Annotated in this window: 14 protein-coding genes and 1 pseudogene; 10 read left to right on the top strand and 5 right to left on the bottom strand. The window is 65.7% G+C overall.

What is annotated here, in order from left to right; genetic code table 11:
• Nucleotides 1-6: 6 nt before the first annotated feature.
• The 8 genes from LPH33_RS25650 (at nt 7) to LPH33_RS25615 (ending at nt 10,900) form a co-directional block, all read left to right on the top strand.
• Nucleotides 7-474, top strand: a complete 468-nt coding sequence (locus LPH33_RS25650; RefSeq protein ID WP_217580406.1) for a hypothetical protein — start codon at nt 7-9, stop codon at nt 472-474.
• A gap of 126 nt (nt 475-600) precedes the next feature.
• A complete protein-coding gene (locus LPH33_RS25645; protein WP_229568766.1) occupies nt 601-3,585 on the top strand; it encodes an ATP-binding protein in 2,985 nt (994 codons plus the stop codon).
• Complete coding sequence (locus tag LPH33_RS25640) at nt 3,585-6,542, top strand: hypothetical protein (RefSeq protein ID WP_229568764.1); 2,958 nt, start codon at nt 3,585-3,587, stop codon at nt 6,540-6,542. Before LPH33_RS25645 ends, LPH33_RS25640 begins: the two co-directional genes overlap by 1 nt.
• 56 nt (nt 6,543-6,598) lie before the next feature.
• Nucleotides 6,599-7,087, top strand: coding sequence for a hypothetical protein (locus tag LPH33_RS25635; protein ID WP_138846064.1), 489 nt, complete (start codon nt 6,599-6,601; stop codon nt 7,085-7,087).
• A gap of 137 nt (nt 7,088-7,224) precedes the next feature.
• A complete protein-coding gene (locus LPH33_RS25630; RefSeq protein ID WP_138846065.1) occupies nt 7,225-7,509 on the top strand; it encodes a hypothetical protein in 285 nt (94 codons plus the stop codon).
• Nucleotides 7,506-8,084 (top strand): hypothetical protein, encoded by a 579-nt coding sequence (locus tag LPH33_RS25625; protein WP_138846066.1) that lies wholly within the window; start codon nt 7,506-7,508, stop codon nt 8,082-8,084. The genes LPH33_RS25630 and LPH33_RS25625 overlap by 4 nt, the downstream gene beginning before the upstream one ends.
• A 3-nt stretch (nt 8,085-8,087) precedes the next feature.
• Nucleotides 8,088-10,346 carry a peptidoglycan DD-metalloendopeptidase family protein gene (locus LPH33_RS25620; RefSeq protein ID WP_229568762.1) on the top strand — a complete coding sequence of 753 codons (2,259 nt, stop codon included), beginning with the start codon at nt 8,088-8,090 and terminating at the stop codon, nt 10,344-10,346.
• A complete protein-coding gene (locus tag LPH33_RS25615) occupies nt 10,343-10,900 on the top strand; it encodes a hypothetical protein (protein WP_229568760.1) in 558 nt (185 codons plus the stop codon). Before LPH33_RS25620 ends, LPH33_RS25615 begins: the two co-directional genes overlap by 4 nt.
• Before the next feature lie 4 nt (nt 10,901-10,904).
• On the opposite strand, the gene LPH33_RS25610 is transcribed toward LPH33_RS25615, so the two are convergent.
• The 4 genes and pseudogenes from LPH33_RS25610 to LPH33_RS25600 all read right to left on the bottom strand — a co-directional run bounded on the left by LPH33_RS25610 (nt 10,905) and on the right by LPH33_RS25600 (nt 14,327).
• Complete coding sequence (locus LPH33_RS25610) at nt 10,905-11,831, bottom strand: DUF4268 domain-containing protein (protein ID WP_229568758.1); 927 nt, start codon at nt 11,829-11,831, stop codon at nt 10,905-10,907.
• A gap of 54 nt (nt 11,832-11,885) precedes the next feature.
• Nucleotides 11,886-13,460, bottom strand: a complete 1,575-nt coding sequence (locus LPH33_RS25605) for a helix-turn-helix domain-containing protein (protein WP_229568756.1) — start codon at nt 13,458-13,460, stop codon at nt 11,886-11,888.
• A 15-nt stretch (nt 13,461-13,475) separates the two neighbouring features.
• Nucleotides 13,476-13,652, bottom strand: a pseudogene (locus LPH33_RS27045) (hypothetical protein); the annotation flags it as partial.
• A 456-nt stretch (nt 13,653-14,108) separates the two neighbouring features.
• Nucleotides 14,109-14,327 carry a hypothetical protein gene (locus tag LPH33_RS25600; RefSeq protein ID WP_138846071.1) on the bottom strand — a complete coding sequence of 73 codons (219 nt, stop codon included), beginning with the start codon at nt 14,325-14,327 and terminating at the stop codon, nt 14,109-14,111.
• Nucleotides 14,328-14,606: 279 nt separating this feature from the next.
• Here LPH33_RS25600 and LPH33_RS25595 point away from each other — a divergent pair, with 279 nt between their 5' ends.
• On the top strand, nt 14,607-15,932 hold the full coding sequence (locus tag LPH33_RS25595) for a nuclease-related domain-containing protein (protein ID WP_229568754.1): 1,326 nt from the start codon (nt 14,607-14,609) through the stop codon (nt 15,930-15,932).
• Between the two features lie 90 nt (nt 15,933-16,022).
• The gene (locus tag LPH33_RS25590) at nt 16,023-16,793 is read left to right on the top strand and encodes a pentapeptide repeat-containing protein (RefSeq protein ID WP_229568753.1); all 771 of its coding nucleotides are present in this window, start codon (nt 16,023-16,025) and stop codon (nt 16,791-16,793) included.
• A 660-nt stretch (nt 16,794-17,453) separates the two neighbouring features.
• Here the strand turns inward: LPH33_RS25590 and LPH33_RS25585 are convergent.
• The gene (locus LPH33_RS25585) at nt 17,454-19,337 is read right to left on the bottom strand and encodes a cutinase family protein (protein ID WP_229568751.1); all 1,884 of its coding nucleotides are present in this window, start codon (nt 19,335-19,337) and stop codon (nt 17,454-17,456) included.
• Nucleotides 19,338-19,601: the final 264 nt, after the last annotated feature.

Below are 19,601 nucleotides of genomic sequence, written 5' to 3'. Positions count from 1 at the left end.
CTCGCGATGTCCGCCGGCGACAACTCTTCCCGAATCATCTCCCATGACTGGACCAACCTGTTCCGGCACCGGTCCCGTCAGTTCTCGATGGACGAGTTCCGCCTCCCTGGCGTGGACTGGGTCGGAGCAGGTGTCGCAGGCGGAGCCGCGCTATCCATCGGGATCGGCACCACGCTGCTGCTGTGGCTGCTCGGAATCGGCTGGTGGTGGATCGGACTGCTGGTCGGCATCGTAGCCGGTGGTGCGGTCTACCCCGTGGTGGCCAAGGACACCGAGGGGCGGGTCACGCCCCTCGAATCGACCACCCTGTGGATCGACTACCACCTGTTCCAGCCCGCAATGCTGCAGGGCACAGGCAAGGACGAGTACCCGACCGATCTGCACTGGCAGGTCATCCTCTACCGCCCCGAGGACATGCCGGATTACAGCGACAGCTTTCCCACACCCGCGCCTTACGGCACCTACCGGAAGTAGCTTCCCGTGACATACATCTTCCTTGGCGTCCTCGTCATTTGCGTCGTCTACTTCGGTGCTCGGAAAGTCCAAGCGCGCAAAACCTCCGCCCCCACGGGGCGCGCTCGGCAGAAGAAGCTGACGACAGTGGCGGACCGGGAACGGCTGCCGTACCGATACGCGGACGACCTGATCTTCATCTCCGGAGACTCAGTGTGGACCGCGCTGCGGCTCGCCGGCACGACCGACGAGTTCCTCACGGCCGACGAGAAGCAGTCAGCTGCCGAGTTGGTGGCGCAGACCTACAACACGCTGCTGGCCGTCTTCAACGGCAAGTCGGTGCAGTGCCACGAGATCATCCGGTACCGGCCGACGTCGGCGGAGGAGTGGGCCCGGGGCTACCTCAAGACGTCCTGGAATCCGTCGCGACTGATGCGCCAGCTTCTGCGCCACGTGTCGGCGTTGCTGTCCGAATCCACACCGGAGCGCCAGCGCTACCTGATGGTGCGGCTCGGCGAGTTCACCGGCGAGACCGTCCCCGACCCACTCAGCGCCATCGCGAATCGGGTCACCGCCGTCGCCGACGAACAGTTCCGAGCATCGGATCTCGAGCCGTTCCGCGATCTCGCGATCCGGGTGCACCTCCAGCTCGCCACGTTCCGCGCAACACCGTGCACCCGCGGCGACCTGATCTGGCTGATCCGAAAGACACTGTCCGGGCACCGCTTCCCGTCCGAACAGCCGATCCTGACGTCGAAGCCGCTGCGGACAAGTTTCTTCGACATGGCCGTGAACTTCCGTGGTCGCAATGGGCAGGACTATGTCGAGATCATCGACACCGACCCGGATACCGGGGACGAGCGATCGACCTACACCGCAACCCTCGTCGTTGCGTCGTCCGCACCGATCCTCGAGTTCAACCCGGTCATGGCGTGGGGTCCGGCCCTCGCGCAGCTTCCGCGGCCGGTCGAGCTGTCGTGGCGCTACGAGCTGATCTCGGCGGCCGAGTTCAAGGACCGAGCCCTCAAGGTCGCCAAGAACATCAAGGATGAGGCCGCCGACCGCGACAAGGTCCAGGCCTCGGAGGATCCGCGATTCGAGAACAAGTACGACCGGGCGCAGGCCTTGTTCGAAGAGGCGAGTACCGCTCCGCAGCCCGCGATGATCGGCCGGTTGCGGCTGGTGCTCTCGGCGCCGACGCCCAAGGAACTCGTCGCCGCCGAAGAAGACGTCCGAGCGATGATGGGCGACCTGGAGATGGTGCGCGTTCCCCGTGCCCAGTCCCACCTGCTCAAAGAGCAGCTGCCGGGGGACTACACGGGCAAGATCTTCGGCGGCCTCGTCGCTGCGCAGGGTGGCGGGGTGAAGATCGGCGAGCGCACCACCGATGTGTGGGCGCCGGCGGTGGCTCGCCTCGATTCCGATGACCAGGTCGGCGACGCAGTCGAGGCGAACCGGGGGAGGACCCGAGGCTGGCGCGGCTTCCCGGTCGGCTACACCTACACCAATGGCGCGCCGGTCCACTTCGGGCTGCACGTGCAGGTTGCGCGGGACCGCGGCGCAGGCATCGCGATCATCGGCGCCTCGGGCGGCGGCAAGTCGACTCTCGCCCTGCTGCTGTACTTCTGGGAATCCGAGTCCGGCACGCAGTGCATGGTGCTCGACCCGAAGAACGACTTCGAGAAGTTCACGTACTACATCGCATTCGGCGAACAGGTGATGCAGCCGGGATTCTCCGCCGACGCGGAAGCCGGGATTCTCGGTACCGAGGAGTCCCAGTTCCAGCCGGTCAACCCGGAGTTCTGGGCCGAGACCACGATCGTCAGTCTCGCCCGCGGCGCCGCTGGCCAGTTGGATGCGTGGTCGCTGACCGACTCGTACGCCGAGGCTGACGAACTCGCCCGCGGCCAGGTCGAGGTGCTGTTCACCGACAAGGACGATCGCACGATCGTCGAGCAGGCGTTGGCTGTGATGAAGGAGGCCTACGACGCCGAACAGGCCGGCGAACCCATTCACGGCGACCCGATCGTGCCGTCGATGGGGACAGTGGTTCGGTTCCTCGAGCAGAGCCGTGAGAAGTACCGGCCGATGGCAGAAGATGCGGACAACGCGAATGCCTTCAACGCGACCGAGAAGCTCGAACAGCTCGATCGAGTGATCAACCGGTTCAAGCGTGCTCGTGACACTCGCTACGCCAAGCTGCTCGTCGGTAACGGCCAGCGAGTCGACCTCGGTGACATGACCCGTCGGCGGGTCATCTTCACGCTCCACGGGTTTGCGCCGCCGAAGAAGCCGGACCAGCCCGAGACGTGGTCGGAGTCCGAGCGCAATGCGGCAGCCGCGATGTTCACGGTGCTCGATCTGGTGCAGAAGCTCTTCGACGATCGTCCGAAGCCGAATCCGGTGACCGGTGAGATGAAGACGCCGCCGCGTGCACTGTTCGTCGACGAGGGGTACATGATCGCCCGGCAGCCGACTGGGCAGGGCATCCTCTCCCGTGGCCTGCGTCAGGGCCGCTCGCTCAACCTGGTGATCGTGTTCATCTCCCAGCAGCCCCGCGACGTGCAGGAGATTGAACAGCAGGCCAAGGACGCCGGCGAGGCCGACTCGAACCAGTTCGGCACCATCTTCATGTTCCGGCAGAAGTCCCCGGTCGAGGCGGCCCGTGCGCTGGAGCTGCTGCGGGATACCAGCGGAGGGACCACGACCGAAACGGTCGCGCTGGCACGCAAGCTCCTCGAGGAAGGCAAGAGCGCTGGCGGTCAGCTTCGTGGTGGTCGGTGTGTGATGCGCGATGTCGATAACCGCGTGGCCACGGTTTCGGTGGACCAGATGTTCGCCGAGCTCGCCCGGGCTACCGAGACGAACCCGAATGACCGTCCTCGATCCCAGAGCATTCCGATCAGTGGCAGTGGACGGGACTGGGAGATCGACCCGACCACGATGCTCGAAGTCCGCACGGGAATCAGCGAAGCCAACATGCGCGGTGACTACACCGACGACCTCGAACTCGACGAGGACTGGCACGACTTCATCGCTCGCAACATCGACGAGCTCGAAGCGGCCAATGCCGCGGCGGCAGTGACTGCCGAGCGCCTGTACACCGAATCCGGATTGGAGGATGCGCACTGATGGCTACCCTTGCCCCTCAACAGCTCTGGACCGGCCGCCGCTCGCGGTGGGGCCGCAAGTTCATGGATGTGCTCACCCAGCCTCGTCTGATGTTCCGCGGCGTCGCGGTGGTGTCGGCGCTGTTCCTAGCTGCCGGCCTCGTGCAGGAGATCGGCGTCGTGTCGACCCTCGTGGTTGCCTCGATGCTGGCCGGGGTTGCCGGTCTGGTCGTCGCATGGCGGCGTAGCCCGGCACACGTCCTGGCGGCCGTCTCAACGCTGGTGTACGCGGGCGTAGTCGTCGCGCTCGGTGCGGCATCGTCGTGGCTGACGATGATCGAGGGCGGGTATGCGTACTTCACCGCCTACCTGACCGGGCTGCTGGCGCTCGCGGTGCTGGTACTGCGTTCGCGACGAATCGGCCCCTCGCCGGCACTCACCACCTTCCTGGCTCAGACCGCACTGATGGCCACCCTCCCGCTCCAGCTGTGGCTCTCGTCTGCCTCCGCTGCGATCGGCGGGCTGATCCTCGGGGCCGCGGTTGTGTGGTGGCGGCAGCGTCTCGCGCCACGACGTGCGCAGACGGATCAGCGGGTCCGCCACCTCGCGGGTCGAACGTGGCAGGTGGTGACCGCGGTGGTGGTGACGTTGCTGGTCGCGGCCACGGTGATGCTCGGCTCGGCCGCGCCGGCGGGAGCGTGGGGTTTCTCGTCGATCACGAACGCGATCACGGAGCCCGTCAAGGAAGCCATGTGCGGTATGACCGCACCCAACCTCGAACAGCAGCCGGTGGGTTCCGGCCCTGAGGCATGGTTCTCGAACCTGAACCTGGCTGGTGCGGTCGATGCGGAAACGGGTCAGCGTTCGGACAACGCGAAGGACATCCGTCTCGCGGCCGGCGGCGACATGACGCAGTACACCCTCTACGAGATCTCGGGTCTGCGCGGCTTGGACTGGGTGAACTGGCAGTACTCGCCGGACGCCGACGGGGAGGCGAAGCCCGACCAGTGCTCGATTCCGGCATGGATGTGGACGATGTCGGGCAACGCCATCTTCACCGTCAACCTCTACATCCTGCAGGCGACCATCGCGCTCAAGGAACTCGCGCAGGCGAAGAACCCGGTCGCCTGGCTGTACGATAAGTCGAACTCGGTGGTCGCGAACGTCTTCACCAACCTTGCGCTGCCGCTGATGGGTATCGCGATGGCTCTGGGTGCGATCGCGATCGGAATGGCAGCGGTGCGGGGCGGGGGCCGCGACGCGATCGGGAAGGCGGTCGCATCGATTGGCGTCATGATTCTCGCCGGGGCCATGTTCGGCGGCATCATTGCCGACAAGAACAGCGACCAGTCCCTCGATGAGCCGCAGGGCGCGGGCTTCTACGTCGTGGCAAACACGCTCGATTCGATGATCGGGCAGTTGAATTCGGCGCTGACGACGGCGATCTTGTCCGATCTCAACGATGACAATGGCGAAGAGTTCTGCCACGTCCCGCCGGGGAACACCGAGGCTCTTGGGCAGCGGGTGTCCTCGTGTGTGCTCGCGGAAACCTTGGCGTACCGGCCGTGGGCGCTCGGACAGTTCGGGCCTTCGGGTGGACGTGCGATCAACGTCGATGAAGGCAAGCCCGATGCCGGATCCGGGCAGGCTGTGGAAGGTGTCCGATACGGCCAGGACGCAGCGACCAAGGGCGATGGACTGCCGTGCTACGTCAACCTTGACATGTGCCGTGACCTGCGGACCTACCTGATCGTGCAGCAGGGCGGACCGGCCATCGGCGATCTGGTCACGACCTGCCTGAATGCCAACAATCCGAAGAACCTCGCCGATGCGCAGCAGTGCGTTCCCTATTTCGCTGCAGGGAAGGTTCTGGCTGATCGGGTCACCGCCGTTACAGACGCGTCTGACGGTGATACGGGGCAAACAGGCGGTTCTCCCGCACTGGCTGGAGTTGACGCGAGCACGATGTACTCGGCGTTCACCGGCACCAATGGCCTGCAGCGGCTCACTCAGGCCGCGTCGTCTCTCGTCGCGACGCTGGTCATTGCGATCGCACTCACGTCGCTGTCGATCATCACGATGCTCTGGCACGTGCTGCTGTTCGCGCTCTTCATGATCGGCCCCCTGGTCCTCGCAGGAGCGACATTCACCGGTAAGACCAACGGCGCTAAGGAATGGGTGTGGAATGTGCTGCACACATTCAGCGCACGCTTCGCCTACGGCCTGATCATGACCCTGATCATCTGGCTGATCTGCCTGGTATTCCGCTCCGACAGCATCTACACCGGTATGAAGATCATCATCGTCGGAATGGTGCTGTTCGGGTTCTTCAAGCTGATCCGCAAGATCGACGAGAAGATCCGCCCACAGCAGGGCTCGATGAACGTGAACATGGCCGACCAGGCTCGCCGCGGTATGACTACGACAAAGGCCATGACCGCGTACGCCGGATACAAGGGTGCGCAGCGCCTTTCGCGCGCGCCCGGCGCGGTCGGCCGCGGCACGGGCGCTGCGGTGCAGGCCGGCGGCCGCTCCGCGAAGTCCGCGGTCCTCACCGGCGGCCGGATGGTCAGGGGCGCCGCGGTGGGATCGGTCAACGCGCTCGGTGGTGAGCACAAGTCCAACCTCGCCGCGTCCCGGGCCATGGGCCGCAGCGGGACCCGCGTGATGGCGCGGCGTCTGGTGACCGCCCCAGTCACAGGCACCGCCGGCGCGGTCCGCGGCGCCTACCAGGGAGCGCGGGGCCGCACCCCGGCCTACGCCGGTGAGGGAACGAACCGGGCTGTCGACTCCCTGGCTCGCGGCGCGAAGTCCACGGCCAAGGTGACCAAGGAGGCCCAGTTCCTGGCCCAGTACTCGGCGCTGCGCGCACAGGAAGCGGTGGGCAACAGGCTCAATCCGGCACGCAAGCTCCCCGATCAGCGACGCGGGAAGAACGCGAAGCAGGGAGCGGGCAGCAACGGGGGAGGAGAAGCGTAGTGACATTCTCCGACCCGACTTCGACCGATCTCAGTACGACGACTCAAGGACAGCGCATGGAAACCACGGCCAACGGCAACCACCATCCCGCCGATGACCTCGCCGAGGCGCTCGACGCGTTCGACGCCGCCGGATATGGGGATGAGGTGTTGTACGGCTACGACCCTCAGGTGCTGTACGACAACGAGACCGGTGAGGTTCGGATCATCGTCGTCGTTCCCGTGGAGGGCGGTGGCGAGCAGCCGATCCACATTCCACTCGACGACGAGGGGATGGTCGCCGTCGTCAACGGGCTCGCGGAAGCGCGCGGCGTCCAACCGCGCATGTCGGCGCCGGCACGTCACCCGCTGGCCGAGGAGATCGATGCTCCCGGTGAAGCGCCGAAGCGGTCAGCGATCCGACGAATGGTGGATCCGGCTGGGATCGGCGGGCTGACACCAGATGACCTGCCGCCGACGATCTTCGGAGTGCAGTCGAACAAGATGATCGCGTACATCCTGATCGGAGTGCTCATCATCTCGTTCCTGCTGATGATCCTGCTCTGACTCTATCTGCCTCTCCACGAAGCGGCCCCCACCCGACGGTGGGGGCCGCTTCGCGTTTCCGCTGGTCAGCAGCTGGTGGAGAACCCGTACGCAATCGTCTGTCCGACCGATCGACGTCGACGCAGGAAGGACCCGTCATGGATCTTGCTGACCGCACACGGCGGTGGGCTGGACAGGCCATCAACGAGGTCGGGGCCAGGCTCACCACCACCCGCGGTCGCCTGGTCCTCTGGGGAGTCGTTCTCGTTCTCTCGGCGTCGTTGTCCGAGACCGGATCACAGCGACTCGGCGACGGTGGCGTGCGCATGGCCGCCCTGATGCTCGCGGTGATCGCCCTCGAGCTCACGGTTGCGGCGGTCCGCTGGCTGTGGCGCCGGTTCAAGCAGCGGCGTGCGCGTCACGCTGTCCGGAGCGGCCGATGAGTACGGCCAGCACGCGGACCGCGCTGGCCGCGATACTGCTCGCAGCAGCGGTCGCCCTCGCGGGATGCGGCGGTGACAGCCCATCTGCCCCGGCAACGCCGACTGTGCTCCCCGACGACCCGGGAAACATCGAGGTCACCCCGAAGCACACCTACGCAGAAGTGCCGGCAGCCGACGCTGAGGCATTCGCTATCGACTTCATCAAGCTGTACGGCACGTTCAGCCCCGCCAACCCGGCGCCAGGGCGGACGTGGATGTCGTCGTGGCGGTCGCTTGCCATGCCGGAAGTATCCAGTCGGGCCGAGGCGGAATTCGACAGCATCTGGGGGTGGACCTGGGACCAGCAGGTTCAGGCGCAGGACGTGTTGCCGGCCGGGCCCGTTCAACTCGACGCAGACTTTGGGACGGTGACCGTCCGCATCCCGGCCCGCCGCTACGTGCTCGGGCTCCTCGCGCAGCACGTGGAGGACGGGCATTGGGAGAACCTGCATTTCGAGGTCGTCGTCGGGCCGAGGACTGTCGGGGAGGCCGACTCCGGTCTGGCGGTGTACCGCGTCGAGATGCGTGGTGCCTGACAGATGTGGGTTGTAGCAGGCAAGGTCGCCGCGAAGGCGGCCACCAAGGCGGTCGCGAAGAAGGCCGCCGGAGGGCAGGCTCCGAAGAAGAAACGGTGGCCGCTCTACCTGTCGATTCTCGGTGCGATCGCCGCGTTCTTCGCAGTCCTGTTGCTGTTGGTCGGGAACATGATCACCGCATTCGTCGCGGCGATCGCCGGAACCACCACAGTCGTCTCGACTGACTGCGGTGTCGACCGAGGGCGGGTGTCCGCGTTCGGTGCCGCCGGTGGATCGTTGTCCGGTGTCCGTGCCGGATCACTGGCCATCCCCATGGCCTCGGGTACCTACACGATCTCCTCCGGATGGGGGATGCGTGACGGTGGCATGCACAACGGCAGCGACTTCGCCGCCCCCGTCGGCACACCGATCTACGCCGCCGCCGACGGCGAGGTGACCGTCGCCGGTCCCGTCTCCGGATACGGCAACGCGATCATCGTCGAGCACAACCTCAACGGCCAACGGGTCGCCACGCTCTACGGGCACATGTTTGGCGACGGCGTGCTGGTGAAGGCCGGTGACCTGGTCCGCGGTGGACAGCACATCGCCAACGTCGGCAACGACGGCGACAGCTCCGGCCCCCACCTGCACTTCTCCCTGCATCCTGGCGGCTACGTCAACTACAACTCCGGTGTCGATCCGATGCCGTGGCTCACGCAAGACCTGCCCGCAGCCTCATCGCTGGCAGCTGCGCGACCCGAGTACACGCCGATCGACCCCAGCACGTCGACCAGCGCCAACCCATTCGATGCCCTCACCGCCCCGGCCGCCGAGATGGTCGCCTTGCCGACCGAGAAGGGCACCGAGTCCGGCATGCAGGTCGACGGTGTGCGCGTCATGCGTGCCGCGTCAGCGAAGTTCCCCGCCGTCACGACGATCGGTGGCCTACGGCCCGGGGACACGGGCGACCACGGGTCCGGTCGAGCCGTCGACATCATGGTCCCGGACTACAAGAGCCCCGAGGGGACCAAGCTCGGCGACGACATCGTCGCCTACTTCCAGGCGAACGCCGACGCCTTCCACATCGACTACCTGATCTGGCAGCAACGACTGTGGCAGAACGGATCCTGGTCTGCGATGGAAGACCGAGGATCGGACACCGAGAATCACTTCGATCACGTCCACGTCAGCGTCGCCGGTGGCGGGACCCCGAACGGCGACACCCGCTACGGCACCGCGCCGGGCGTCTCTCCGAACTCGCCACCCGCGGTCCTCGCGGCCGACACGTCTACCTCCACTGTCGACTGCATCAAGCCCCAGACCAGCGGTGGCGGCGGTCTCGCCGATGGCTCGGTGCCCGAGAAGTACCGGGCCGCAGTCATCGCCGCGGGCTCGATGTGTCCGGAGATCAAACCCCCGCTGATCGCCGGGCAGCTCGAGCAGGAATCTGGCTGGCAGGAGGGAGTCACCAGCGCAGGCGACGGTGTCAACTCCGGTGGCGCCCAGGGTATGGCGCAGTTCATGCCCGGCACGTGGGCGACGATGGGCGTCGACTCCGGCCTGGATAGGAGCGGACGGCCCGAGGGCCCGAACGCGCCGGACCCGTTCAATCCGTTCGACGCGATCGCCGCCCAGGGCAAGTACATGTGCTACATCGTCGATCAGCTCAAACCTCACGTGGCCAGCGGAAAGGTCAAGGGCGACATCGTCGATCTGGCGTTGGCCGGCTACAACGCGGGCGAGGGTGCGGTGATCGAGTACGGGGGGATCCCGCCGTTCGGGCAGACCCAGGCGTACGTTCCGGGCATTCGCGCCCGGATGGCGAAGTACGAGGCCAACATCGGGTCATCCCCGGAAGTCTCGGGGGGAGGCCCGGCCATCACCGTCGCTGGCAGCCCCTTCGCGCGCGCGATGATCGAAGCCGCGTCACGTCAGCAGGGTCTGCCGTATGTGTGGGGTGGCGGTGGAGCTGACGGCCCCACTGCCGGTCAGGGCGGCGACGAGCTCGGCTTCGACTGTTCTGGGCTGGTGCTGTACGCCGTCGCGCAGGCATCCGGACAGCGGACGATCCTTCCTCGCACCACCTGGGGGCAGGTCGAGACCGGCACCGCGGTGTCCAAGGAGAACATTCAGCCTGGTGATGCGGTGTATTCCAACGGCACCGCGCATGTGGCCATCTGGCTCGGTGACGGGCTGGTCCTCGAGGCGCAGACTTTCGGGGTGCCCGTCGGCGTCCACCCATTCGACCTGAACAACGCCGAAAACATCAGGAGGTTCGGATGATCCGCCGTGCACTGACCAGTGTCGCTGCGTTCTCGTTGGTCGCCGCCGTACTCGCCGGCTGCTCCTCGTCGAGCGAGGAGCCAGCACCGCAGCCAACCAAGACCGCGCCAACGAAGGTGATGCCATCGTCCTTGCCTGCACTCGACGCGTCGACCATCGACACCAGCGACCCGGATGCCGTGGCCATCGCGTTCGCTGAGACGTCGTACACGCTGTTACCGGGGGCCGATCCGGACATGAACGCTGGAATGGTCCGTGCTGCAGCGGTCCTGGATCCGAAGCTCGCCGAGGACATCCGCGGCCAGGTCGGGCGTTCCTCGCCGGGGTACGAGTGGAACCGGTGGGCGCAGGCGGGTGCGATGGTGGATGCCACTGCGGCGATCGACACGCAAGAGGTGCCGCCGCAGACTGCTCTCGAGGCGTACCGGATGGTGCGGGTGACGCAGACGGTGGAGAACTCGACGCGGTTCATTGCGCGACGACAGCTAGTGCTGCTGTTGACCCTGGTCAACATCGACGGCGAGTGGAAAGTCTCGCGTCTGACCCAGCTCTGAGCTGTTACCTCAGATCCACGCGTGTCAGGACTTCTCGGAGGCGCTCTTGATTGGTGATGAGCCATTCGGCCATCTCGTCCCACCGGTCGCGGTCGTTGATGTCGTTGAACGGCGAGGAAACGATGATCCGAGCGGCCTTGTTGTCCGGCATCGGATCCCATGTCACCTCGGCGTTGACCAGCGAGTCGACGATGTGGCGATGCTCGACCAGGATGGCGTACCGGCGCTCGTTCTCCTCGGCGTTGGCCGAGAAGTACACCTGATGTGTAAGGACTCCGTTGAACCAACTCATCAGCAGCTGAACGTTGCTGATACCCGTGCCTATGGGTTGCCAGGGTTTGTTCAAGCCGGTGGCGTTCGTCCAAGACGGATACCGGTCCCGAATCCGGTCGAGGACAACCGCCCAGAATTCGCGGTACACCACAGCCGACGCGGACTCACCTGTCGAGGTCGCCGCCTTCTTCACTGTCTTCTCCCAGTCGTTCGGTTTGACGACCAGTTCGAAGTTCGGGGCGACGGGGGAGTCGCCGATCCGCACCACACGGATCTCTACACCGAAGAATCTGGTGTCCTCGTCGGTGCGATGATTGAGCCATTCCAGTGCCGCCCGGTGCTCCTCACGGAACCCCGTGGTCACCCACACAATTGTGCTTGGGTTCGTGCCGGCCGCGTACGTGATGATCTGGCCGAGATGCTGGTGATCCGAACGCCCGAGCTGGTTTTCGACGATCACCTTCCGGTCCGTTCCCTGATCCCGGCCGATCAAGTCCAGGCGGAACCCCCCGACTCGGTGCTCTGCTGCTTCGAGAACGAGATCGTCAATACCGAGCAGCTCCGCGAGAACATCCGCGTTCTCCAGCAACCAAGGTGTGAAGTGCAATGCCTCGTCCGGCCACACGGTACGGGGCGCAACCGAGGTCAGCCGCGCCAACTCAAAGCCGCTTGTCATCGCTGCTTCCCTCCACTCCGGTCATCCGCTCGCAGCTTATGCAGCCAGGGCCACAGCACGGGACAAAGACGCCAGCACCCGACCGAGTGCTCCAGCAAAGTCCGCCCGACCATCCTTGCCCGTCGGGAAACGGCCACGGAGCAGAGGGAGCGGGTGCTCGGCACGGACCGGCTTCCGGCTCCGCGGTGCTCGTCGCCACGCCAACTCTCGTTGCCACCACTCCCACATCAGCGATTCTGCGGTGTACAGCCTCTGACGTGCTTCGATCACGCCCGCCACGCCCAGCTTCACAGCGGCAGCAGCCATAGCCGAGACCACCTTCTTCACAGCCCGACCGCACCGAGTGACAAGTCCGAGGTCCTGCAGGAGCCGCAGATGCCGAGTGACCGTCGCTGCGGGGAGGCCCGTCGCCTGAGAGAGTGAGGAGGTGCTGTGGTGGCCCGACAGGAGGGCACGGTGGGTGGCACCGCAGGCGCCGCCGAGGCCGGCACTGGTCCAGAGGTCGTGGCGGGCGTGGAGCAGGGTCTGGTGGAGGCGGGTGCCCAGGAGGGGATCGGGGGCGGGTACCCCTTGTGATTCAGTTCTAACCTCAACGGCAGGAAGGTCCAACCGATACCGATCGGATCGCGTTCCCCGGCAGGTATCTACTCGGGTGATCCATCCGTTCTCCCGCAGCCAACTCAGCGCCCTCGATGCAGTCGGCTGCGTGACCCCCGCAGTCAGGGCCAGACGTCGCTGATCGATGTCGAACTCTGTCCGTCCGGTCTCCCACGCAATCAGGCACAGTGCATCGAGAACACATCGTCTGTGGACTCCGGCGTTGCCGCTCCACTGTGTGGGGTCGGTACCGGCGGCGTGCTGAATCTGGTGGGCGCGAAACCTGCCGCCCTTGTCGGTGGTTGTCTCCGCGCGACCGCGACAGGGATGCTTCTGGGTCCATCGGTTCCAGGCTGCCAAGGCACGGTCCCACTGGCGCAGCGCGAACCGATCGATGTCGGGGCGTTGAACGCGGCCGGTACCGCCGTAGCGACCGGTGCGGAGATATTCGAGGGCGGGTGCGGTACGCGCGGCGGAGAGGACATCGTCGGTGCGCCATCCGTTGGCGGCCATGCGCAACAGGGCAGAGAACGCAGGGCCACTGTGGTCGTCTCGTGGGCGGATGGGGGTCGACAGCGCGGCGTGGAGCGCGGCGTGGCGGGGGTCGTCTTCGAGGTTGCAGCGGATGGCGGGGGCCCGGGTTTCGACGATGGTCGGGCCGGTGAGGACTTCCAGGCGCGGGGACTTGCGGGGTGTACGGGGCTTCGGCTGCGGCGTCGGCTCGGTGGTGCCGGCGGTGTTGAGGACCGTCAGCATCATGGTCAGATGCTTGGAGAGCCGGCGCAGGTCGAGCATGGTCGCGCCGAGGGACAGTGCGGCGAGCGCTTCGTTGGGGTCACCGTCGGGATCGGGCAGTACGGGGGTGGAGCATGTGCCGCTGCGGTGAGCGGAGGCCGGGAGACGGACGCAGCCGGTTCGCGGGTTGGTCAGGGGCGACAGGTCGAGGCTGCTGTGGAGCTGTTTGGTCAGGCGGGCGAGGGAGCGCACCGCTCCGGCGGCTACCGGCTCGGCCATGCGGATCCAGACGTGGCGGCCCCATTGGCTGCCGGAGGCTGTCACCAAGTGTGGGATGTTCAGCGACCGCAGTGTCGAGGTGAAGGCGAGTGCGTCAGCAATGGAGTCGGCGAGTCCGATCGATGGTGCTTGGGTCGAGTCGAAGTCGAACGCGAGGAATCGGTAGGTGCCGTGAGGGTCGGCGAGGTACATCGCGACGGGGAAGTCCGGTAGGTCGGCCGGAAATGGCGCGTCGGTGTAGGTGTGGGTGCGCGCGGTGTCGACTCGGGCGGAGGGCCGCGGGGACCATTCGTGAAACGCCTGGTAGTAGGTGTGGCGCCAGTTGTGGTCCGTGACAGTTGTGACAGCGTCGTTGTGTGTTGCCGATGGATCAGCGCATAGATGTGCGCTACCATCGAACTGTCCTGCTAGCACAGGAAAGCTCCTCATTGGTTCGGAGCCGCGGATCAGCAGAGCTGGTAACTCTGCCCCGCACATGAACACTGGTTCGGTGAGTTGGCGCTCACCGAGCAGCTACAGAAGCCCCGCTTATGCGGGGTTTAGCTGTTTCTAGGGGTGGTTAGTTCCTAGACATGTACGTCCACGGCTGATGAAGTTGTTCATGGGCCTGACGCCGGTTGGCTGGTAAGGCCGGCCCGGCGTGTGGCGTTAGCCGGTCATCAGCAGCTGGCTCCTCTCGGGCATCAGGTGCCCTAGGCCTACGCGGTGGGCAAGCAGAGAGGCGACGACGTCGGGGCGACGAAGAGCTGCCTCGGCCGCGAACTCGTCAAGGACCGGGACGAGTTCCTTGGGCACGCGAATCGCGAGTGTCCCTGTCCCCTCCGATTCATGGGCCACCGATGGGATGACTTCTGCGAAGTCGAACATCGGCTCACCGTGAAGAACGAGGTCAGGGCGACCGGCGGTTTCGGAGAGCAAGTCAGCGACTGCTCTGCTTACAGGCAGACCACGTCGCTCCGCATAGGTAGCGAGAGCATCGACGACGGCCTGGGGCGCGTGGAAACGAATCTGCGTTCGTTCGCCGAGGTGTGGTTGAGCCATGGCGGTCATTAAACACGCATAACTGTTACGGAGTTGCACGACACGCCGCACTTGTAACAGTTACGGCTGAAACACCCGGCGAAGCGTCTCCGTACCTTCACCGACATGAGCACACCAGACGCCCACTCCGTCGGCGGCGACAACCCCGCCCTCGCCGGGCAGTCCCTCCGCAACCGCTCGCGCGCGCAACGCCGCGCCCTGCGCACCATGACCGGTCAGCTCATAGTCACCGCCAGCGCGATCACCGCGACGGTCACCACCATCGCTCTGCTGTTCGTGCTCCCGCTCATGGACGCCCTCGCCGTGGGCACCTACAGCGCCGCGGCACTCGCCGCCGCCTACGCACTCATCACCTTCCCACGCCGCGCCGCAGCAGTCGGCTGCGCGTTCGTCGCAGCCGCGCTGGTCTTCACTATTGGTCAGATCTACGAGCTCGGGGCCGCTGCATCCTGGGCCGCCGCCCTTGCATGCGCAGTCACCTCGGTGGCCGTGTTCTCGACCCGTCGCACCACCCGAACCCCGTACCTCCCCACCGTCGCAGTCTTGACCGTCATCGTCACGGCCTTCTGGGCGACGGCCGCCCTCGGTCTACCGCGTTGGCTGTGGGTAGCACCCGCCCTCGTCACGAGCCTGGTGGCTGTCGGGTGGCGCGCTGCGTGGCCGATCACCTGGCGGGCACGCCGCGCGGGTTGGCGCTCGAAGATCCGGTACCGCACTGGCGCACCGCTTGCCGAGCGCCCGGACGGGGACGGCCGGTGGATGGCCGAGGAGTACCTCGAGGTCGGCGCTGACGCCGAACGCATCACCGCTCACATGTTGACCGGCCTCGATGACCGCTGGCACGTGCTGCACTCTCGGGCACTGCACTACACTGCGGCGGATGCGGACCACATCGTGATCGGCCCAGCTGGTGTCCTGCTCATCGACAGCAAGTACCGGTCAGGGCACTTCGAAGCCCGCCCCTGGGTTACCGAAGATGGCACCGCCGGCAGCGACTGGTTCTACAACGGCCAGGTGCTCGACGCCAGCCTCGCGCAGTCGGCGATCTTCGAAGCTGACCGCATCGCGTGGGCCTTCCACGCCGATGGCCTCGATCGCCAAGCGGTCCCGATCGTCCTCGCCATCCACGGCGCCCGCATGAATGTGCCCTGGGGGGAGTGGACGATCGAGCTGCTCGGTGACCCAGTTGACGATGACTCCGAGGCGCCGATGGTCGGCACCCGGCTCGTCACGCTCGTCGACGCGACCCACCTGGTCGACTACCTGACATCGTTGCCGGCCCGACGGTTCACCACGCCGACGAAGCACGAACGCGCCACTGGAAGACGAGAATCACTGACCCCTCAGCAGGTTGAGGAGCGCGCACAGCGGCGCTACGTTCGCGACCTCGCGGCGGTATGCGAGCACGTGTTCGTGCCGGTGCCACAGTGACCGGAAACTGCAGCCTCCACCGAAACCCCCACAACGCTTAGTCCATGATGACCGGCACAACTGTTTATGCCCCCTAGCGAAGGATGGCCTGTGTCGACGAATCAGGTAGAGGAAACCCAGCCCGGAACCGGCGACACAGACGATGTCACAAGTACTCCGGACGACCAAACCGAAACGAGTACTCCGGACCTCAACCCGTCGCCGGCACCCACTCCAGCAGACGAACCGAACCCTCCAGCAGAACGTCCCTTTAGCTGGTGGCACAAGAAGCCCGGAGATCGAGAATGGAAATCGGGAATTCGTGAAGTCCTCATAGGTGTCGGTGCAGCAGCCTTGATCGCCTTCCTTGGAGTTGCGTACACGACTATCACCGACGATCGCCGGGCGGAACAGGCAGAGCGACTTGAGAACCTTCGGTTCATCCGAGAGCGTTCCGACGAAAAACTGGAGACACCCCGTCCGTTCAACGGAATGGACTTAACTGGGCAGAATATGGCAGGTCTCTTCCTTTACGACGCCGACATCGCACTTGCTGCTCTGCCCGACGCCAATCTCTTGCGAGCCGTACTCGCCAGAGCCGACCTTTCCGGCACCGACCTCTCCGGCGCTAATCTCGTCGGCACGGATTTCACCGAGGCCATTTTGGACCAGGCCGTACTCACCGGTGCAGACTTGACCGAAGCCATGGTCGATTCTGCCTCCTTCGAGGGGGCCAATCTGTCCGATGCCAACCTCCTCGGCACCCGTATCACCTCACTACAGCTGTCGCGCATCTGCAAATACGGTGACCGGCCGCCGCGGAATCTTCCAACTGACGTGGAGCTCCCGGACAACCGCGACCTGACCGAGTGCGGACGCTAACTACCAGCAAGACTCACGATCAATCGCCCCAGGCTGGGAGTCTGCTGATTTCCTCCGTGCCAGCGGATTTGATTCGGTCGTCTCGACCAATGATTTTCGAATGCCCACAAAGCTGAATTAAGTAGAGAAGTTTCGGCGTATCAGCTCGTCGAACTCTAAGCGATCTTGGTCTGCGCTTTGGTTTCTACTGATTTGGTCAGGCATCAGGTCGCCTGAGCCTACCCCGGTGGTCTCCGCTACCGCATGGACTGCAGGAGGTTCCACGACCACCGGTGCATCCCACCAGCCTGCTGGTGTTGGCGTGCCGGGCGCGGCCGATGGAGACGTCTTGACCGACTCGGGTCGGCGGAGGGCTTGGCGGGCGTTGTCCCGCTCGTGGCGAAGGTGCTGCAACCTCCGATGCTGTTCGACCGCAACGACGGACAGCATGAAGGCGAGCACCCCGAGTATCGCCACGAGCGGGAGCGGTATGACCCATCGTGGGGCCCCCGCCCATACGAGAAGTGCAACCGGGATGTTCATCAGTGCGGAGACCGTTAGCGCCGCCCACCATGCGGGGACAGCGAACGCGACCCGGATCAGGGCAATGCTGATGAGTATTGCGAGCACGAACGCGCCCGCGTGAAGTATCGCGGACATGGCCGGCGCCTTTCTCTTCGGTCAGTTACCCGCGGCTGCGGGCTCACCCTCGACGGTAAAGGTCGGCTGCGACGGTGTTGCAGATGTCGTTGCCGGAGCCTTCTTGGTGGTGGTCACGGCCGAATTGCGGCCTCCGAGTTCACTGGTGAAGTAGTCCGCGGTCCAGGCCAATGCGTCGCGGCCTCGCGAGTCGACGACGAGCTGGCCGTAGTTCTGGTGCGCACCACCGGAATAGAAGGAGATGGCTCGGGTCGCGGAGCGAGTGACGGAGGCGACGTTGAACGAGGAGGCGAGGTTCGACACCGCGCCAAGGTCGACGCCGTCGAGGATCCCGCTGGTGTCGGCCGCGGTGGCGAGGGTGTCGAGGATCAGCGGTGGGATCGCGAGCAGGTCACCGCTCATCACGTACTTCACGATCAGAGCGACGTTCTGAGCGAGTGCGGTCAGGTCGAGGCGGTTGATGACCTTGAGGACATCCCCGGCCAGCCTTTCGGGTGACCCGGTGGGCATGGTCTGCAGGATCGCAATGAGCGGGTCGAGATCGACCGAGTCGACAGCTTCGACGATGCCGACGAGCTTGGCGTTGAGGGCGTTGACGATGTTGGGCATGGCGGGGAAGTCGCCGACGGCGGCGAGCGAGCCCAAGGTGGTCAGGTCGTTGACGATGCCTTGGAAGTCGATGCGTGCGACCTTGCCCGAGGTGACCGAGGCTTGGCGGAGCAGAGAGACCGGTTGGATGCCACGCACGATGCGTGCGGCCGCGGTGACATCGCTACCGCCGAGTCCTGCGAGCGGGCCGAGAACTTCGGCGAGGTCGGCGGCGGAACCCATGAGTTGATTTGCGCCGAGGCTCTCGGCTCCGTCGGCGAGGCTGTCGAGGATCCTCGAGAGGTTGTCGATGTCGACACTGCGGACCGTGTTGAGGACGGTGCTGGCGCGGTACTGGGCCGTGTCCTGGGAGAAGTCAGTAAGGGTGGCGGCGGCGTATCCGTTGCTGATGTTCTGCGCGAGGCTGCGGACCAGCTGGCTGTCCTTGCGTGTTTGGGTCGCGATCGTGCGCGCGCCAGCGGTGTCCCCGGAGGAGAGTGCGGTCTGGATGCGAGTAGATGCGGTCTTGAGGCCGTCGATGTTGAGATGGGCGAGATCGGTGGCCGTGGCGGTGTCGGCAGGGTTGGTGGGGGCGTCGTCGGCGCTGCTTGCCAGCCCGACGTTGCCGAGCACCGATCCGATGCCACTGAGGAGACCGTCGTCGCCCGGGGTGGCGCAGTAAAGGTCGGGGGCGGGATCGCAGATGGTCATGACCTTCATGCCGGAGAACCCGTCGGTACGCGGACCGGCGATGCCGTGGCCGGGCGGATTCGGGCCGACGACAGTTTCCCCGGGGGTGCCGCGGCGTGGGTCTGCGATCAGGACGGTGGCGCGCAGTCTGGATGCGGGGATCGGGCCGTTGCCTTGTGCGATCTGTTCTGCGATGTCGCCGGCGATGTCAGCGCCTTGGCTGTATCCGGTGAGTCCGAACAGGGTGGACGGGCAGCGAGCGGCGCGCTGCTTGAGTGCGGTGCTGACGGCGGCGACGCCGTCGGCCTTGCTGTCGGCGTAGCCGACGCCTTGGTCGAAGGCGGTGGCTTCGTAGGCGGGGAAGAGAGAGCTGATGGTGCCGCCGGACTTGGCGGCGGCCTTGTCGGTGACAGTCTTGAGCATCCCCACGGGCGTACTCGGGTCTGCGTTCTTGTTGGTCTCCCAGGTGCCTGGGACGGCGATGATTTCGGCGGGGGAGCAGTCGCCGGGAGCGGCGTATGCCGGGGGGCCGGCCAGCGCGCCGACGCCGAGGCTGGTTGCGCCTGCGACGGCTGTGGTGAGTGCAGCGGTGGCGGCGCGTGTGAGCATGGATGCGCGGGGCGTCATCGGGCATCTCCGAGTCAGGTGTGGGCCCGGATCGACGTCGATGGCCGGTGTGATTGGCCGGTCTCGCTGTCCCCGGATCCGCTGGGTGTGGACGCGGACACCCTGGCAAACGCCTTCTCCACTCTGATGAAAAAGGCTATCTACCTGAACAAAAAGGAGGAGCGCCGGCAAGGCCGACGCTCACTACGCTCTATCGGATCTGCCCACACACACCCGCCGCGAGGGAGGGGTGCATAGGTAGCGCGACTCTCTGGGAGACGCGGC

It is taken from the genome of Rhodococcus sp. RDE2 (assembly GCF_020885655.1).
Lineage (GTDB): Bacteria > Actinomycetota > Actinomycetes > Mycobacteriales > Mycobacteriaceae > Rhodococcus > Rhodococcus pyridinivorans.
Note: the sequence above shows the minus strand (reverse complement) of the source record. Positions and strands in the feature narration are given on the sequence as shown.